Origin of the sequence: Streptomyces sp. NPDC059398 (assembly GCF_042751845.1) — a bacterium.
GTDB lineage: Bacteria > Actinomycetota > Actinomycetes > Streptomycetales > Streptomycetaceae > Streptomyces.
In genome coordinates this window covers 1-3,933 of record NZ_JBHYWP010000195.1, presented here as the reverse complement: position 1 = coordinate 3,933, position 3,933 = coordinate 1, and the positions used below count along the sequence as shown (strand labels likewise).

The window sequence follows — 3,933 nt, the reverse complement described above, 5'->3', positions numbered from 1 at the left end:
CCTCATCGCTGACCGCAGAGACGTTTCAGCCGGCTCCGGCCTCGCGTACCTGCGCGGGGGTCGGCGCGGTGCCGCCCAGGTGGGCCGGGATCCACCAGGTGTCGGCCGCGTTCCTGGGGCGCACAGGATAGGCGCGCTGCGCCGCCTCCAGCAGCTCCTGCATACGCTCACGGAGCCTGCGGGTGATCGCGCCCGCGTACTCGTCCGTGGGCGCCTCCATGGGCTCGCCGACCCGGACCGTCACCGGGATGTGGCTGCGCTTGAGGTTGCGCGGCCTGCCCTTGGTCCACAGCCGCTGGGTGCCCCACAGCGCCATCGGGATCAGCGGCACGCCCGCGTCCTGGGCCAGCCGCGCCGCACCGGACTTGAAGCTCTTGAGCGTGAAGGACTCCGAGATCGTGGCCTCGGGGAAGACGCCGATGATCTCGCCGGAACGCAGGGCCGTGAGTGCGTGCCGGTAGGCGGACTCGCCCTGCTTGCGGTCCACCGGGATGTGCTTCATGCCGCGCATCAGCGGACCGGAGATCTTGTGGCGGAAGACCGACTCCTTGGCCATGAAGCGCACGAGCCGCTTCTGCGGGAGTGCGGCGAGGCCGTTGAAGATGAAGTCCAGATAACCGATGTGGTTGCTGACGAGTACGGCCCCGCCGGTACGCGGGATGTTCTCGGAACCCTGTGTGTCGATCGAGAGGTCGAGCGCCTTGAAGAGCCCCCGAGCGGCACCGATGACCGGTCGATAGACGAGTTCTGCCATCTGGAGAAGACCCTTCTGTGCCCGGGGACGTGCCCCCGGCGGAAGTTACGCTGCCGTAGGTTTGCGGCATGGGGCAGATCGTGCCCCATGGCGACCAGAGTAGCCACCCCTGGTGACGTGGCGGCGCGAGATCCTCGTCACGTCGTGTGTGAATGGCTCGCACCGCCCCCGAACAGCACATACGTCGCCCGGTACCACCGAAGCGCCTCGCGGGACACCGGGGAATCATCCTGGGCCCGGCAGCGCTGCACCCCGGAGAGGGGCAGGTGCCACGGTGGCCTCAGCCGGACGGGCGGCGGGGAACCGTGAGGATGGCGACCGGTACGCGACCGGGGAACGGAGTACGACGTGCAGGGGCAGGACGGTGAACGGCGGCTCGGGGCCGCGGAGTTGGGCGAGGAGCTGGGGGAGCGGGCGACGCTCGTCCAGTTCTCCACCGCCTTCTGCCGGCCCTGCCGGGCCACCTGGCGGGTCCTGCGGGAGGTGGCCGCGATGGTCGACGGTGTCACCCATGTCGAGCTCGACGCCGAGTCCAGGCTCGGACTCGTACGGGAGCTGGACATCCACAGCACCCCCACCGTGCTGGTGCTCGACGCGCGGGGCCGGATCGTCCGCCGGGCCTCGGGCCAGCCGCGCAGGGCGGACGTCATCGCCGCCCTGGGAGAGGCGGTCTGACTCACCGTGAGCGATCTCCCACATTCCGGGACGCCCTTGACGGAGCCTCCCCCGAATCGTCAACCTGACGCTATGTCGCAGCTCTGCTCTCCCGACGGCCGGTGCCACTCCCGTCGGGCCACCGCCCGCACCACCGGCGCGGGCTGTCCGGGTGTCTGAACACCCCCGGCCCCGTGCGCTCGCCCCGGAGAAGGACATCCGTATGACGACGCCGTCCCGGCCGGTTCCGGCAGGGGAGCAGCCCGCGACCCGGACGGTCCCGGACGTCCCAGCGGCTGAGCCGCTCGCGGCCCCCGCGCTGCTCCGCTCAGTCTTCCGCCGCCACGCGGCCGGTGTCGCGGTGGTCACCGCTGCCGGTGAACACCCGGTGGGCTTCACCGCCACCTCGGTCAGCTCGGTGGCCGCCGAGCCGCCGCTGGTCTCCTTCGGTGTGGGTACGGGCTCGTCGAGCTGGCCGGTGATGGCCGTGGCCGAACACGTCGGGATCCACATACTCGGCGAGCATCAGCGGGAACTGGCCGCCACCTTCGCCCGCAGCGGCGCCGACCGGTTCGCCCCGCCCACCGGGTGGCGCAGCGGCCCCGGAGGTGTGCCGCTGCTCGACGGCGTACTGGCCTGGCTGGTCTGCCGGGTGGTGGCGCGGATCCCCGCCGGGGACCACCGCATCGTGATCGCCGAGGTGGTCACCGGCGACCCGGCCGGGGCCGGGCGCCCCCTCCTCTACCACCAGGGGTGCTTCAACGCTCTGCGGGACTGAGACTCTCCCGGAACACCCGGCTACGGAGCGTTGCTCACGTCACAGTTCAAAGCGCTTGCTTACCGGGTACATACTGGATGTACTGGCGAGTAATATTTCGTTGGGGGGCGTCAGAACCCCCAACCGGAAATCGCCCCATCAGGCGCCTATGCTGCGAGCAACAAGGCAGCCCGGAAAAGACGATGCAGTAGGAGAGCCGGCGTGAGCTTGAGGATCGTTGTCTGTGTGAAGTACGTGCCCGATGCCACCGGTGACCGGCATTTCGCCGATGACCTGACACTGGACCGTGATGATGTCGACGGGCTGCTGTCGGAGCTCGACGAGTACGCGGTGGAGCAGGCGCTCCAGATCGCGGGCGAGGCCGACGACGCGGAGATCACTGTCCTCACGGTCGGCCCGGAGGACGCCAAGGACGCGCTGCGCAAGGCGCTCTCGATGGGTGCCGACAAGGCCGTCCACGTCGAGGACGACGATCTGCACGGTACGGATGTGATGGGTACGTCGCTGGTGCTCGCCAAGGCCATCGAGAAGACCGGGTACGACCTGGTCGTCTGCGGCATGGCGTCGACCGACGGCACGATGGGTGTGCTCCCGGCGCTGCTCGCCGAGCGGCTCGGTGTCCCGCAGGTCACGCTGCTCTCCGAGGTGTCGGTCGACGGCGCCACGGTCAAGGGCCGCCGTGACGGCGACACGGCAAGCGAGCAGCTGGAGGCTTCGCTGCCGGCCGTCGTGTCCGTGACGGACCAGTCGGGCGAGGCCCGCTACCCGTCCTTCAAGGGCATCATGGCCGCCAAGAAGAAGCCGGTGGAGTCCCTGGACCTGGAGGACCTGGACCTCGATGCCGGCACGGTCGGCCTGGAGGGCGCGTGGACCAGGGTCGACTCCGCGGCTGAGCGTCCGGCCCGTACCGCCGGCACGATCGTCAAGGACGAGGGCGAGGGCGGCAAGCAGCTCGCGGAGTTCCTTGCGGGCCAGAAGTTCATCTGAGGCTCCCGAGCCCCTCGACCGCCCGAGCCCCAGACCGCCCCCGATTCTTCGCATTCGCAGGAGAGCAATCCCATGGCTGAAGTTCTCGTCTATGTCGATCACCTGGACGGCGCCGTCCGCAAGCCCACCCTGGAGCTGCTGACGCTGGCCCGCCGGATCGGCGACCCGGTCGCCGTCGCGCTGGGCGCCGGCGCCCAGGACACCGCCGCCGCGCTCGCCGAGCACGGCGCGGTGAAGGTCCTCACGGCCGACGCCCCCGAGTTCGCCGACTACCTCGTCGTCCCGAAGGTCGACGCGCTGCAGGCCGCGTACGACGCGGTGTCGCCGGCCGCGGTACTGGTCCCGTCCTCCGCCGAGGGCAAGGAGATCGCCGCGCGCCTCGCCGTGCGCATCGGCTCCGGGATCATCACCGACGCCACCGACCTGGAGGCCGGTGACGAAGGCCCGGTCGCCACCCAGTCCGCGTTCGCCGCGTCGTTCACCACCAAGTCCCGCGTCTCGCAGGGCACTCCGGTCATCACCGTCAAGCCGAACTCGGCAGCGGTGGAGCCGGCCCCGGCCGCGGGCACCGTCGAGGCGCTGACGGTGTCCTTCGGCGACAAGGCCACCGGTACCAAGGTCGTCTCGCGCACCCCGCGCGAGTCGACGGGCCGCCCCGACCTGACCCATGCCGCGATCGTGGGGTCCGGCGGCCCCGGGGTCAACGGTGCGGTGTACATGCCCCCCATCGAGGCGCTGGCCGCCGCGCTCGGGGCCGCGG

Annotated in this window: 5 protein-coding genes; 4 read left to right on the top strand and 1 reads right to left on the bottom strand. The window is 70.7% G+C overall.

The window, feature by feature from the left end:
* Positions 1–25: 25 nt before the first annotated feature.
* Positions 26–754: a lysophospholipid acyltransferase family protein gene (locus ACFXBC_RS34880; protein WP_385034083.1), complete on the bottom strand. Its 729-nt coding sequence runs from the start codon at positions 752–754 to the stop codon at positions 26–28.
* A gap of 348 nt (positions 755–1,102) precedes the next feature.
* Here ACFXBC_RS34880 and ACFXBC_RS34875 point away from each other — a divergent pair, with 348 nt between their 5' ends.
* From ACFXBC_RS34875 to ACFXBC_RS34860, 4 genes are all read left to right on the top strand, one after another.
* The gene (locus tag ACFXBC_RS34875; protein WP_385034081.1) at positions 1,103–1,429 is read left to right on the top strand and encodes a TlpA family protein disulfide reductase; all 327 of its coding nucleotides are present in this window, start codon (positions 1,103–1,105) and stop codon (positions 1,427–1,429) included.
* A gap of 202 nt (positions 1,430–1,631) precedes the next feature.
* Positions 1,632–2,186 (top strand): flavin reductase family protein, encoded by a 555-nt coding sequence (locus tag ACFXBC_RS34870; RefSeq protein ID WP_385034078.1) that lies wholly within the window; start codon positions 1,632–1,634, stop codon positions 2,184–2,186.
* Between the two features lie 201 nt (positions 2,187–2,387).
* Complete coding sequence (locus ACFXBC_RS34865) at positions 2,388–3,173, top strand: electron transfer flavoprotein subunit beta/FixA family protein (RefSeq protein WP_385034075.1); 786 nt, start codon at positions 2,388–2,390, stop codon at positions 3,171–3,173.
* Positions 3,174–3,245: 72 nt separating this feature from the next.
* The coding region (locus ACFXBC_RS34860; protein WP_385034072.1) for an electron transfer flavoprotein subunit alpha/FixB family protein at positions 3,246–3,933 on the top strand (688 nt) is incomplete at its 3' end.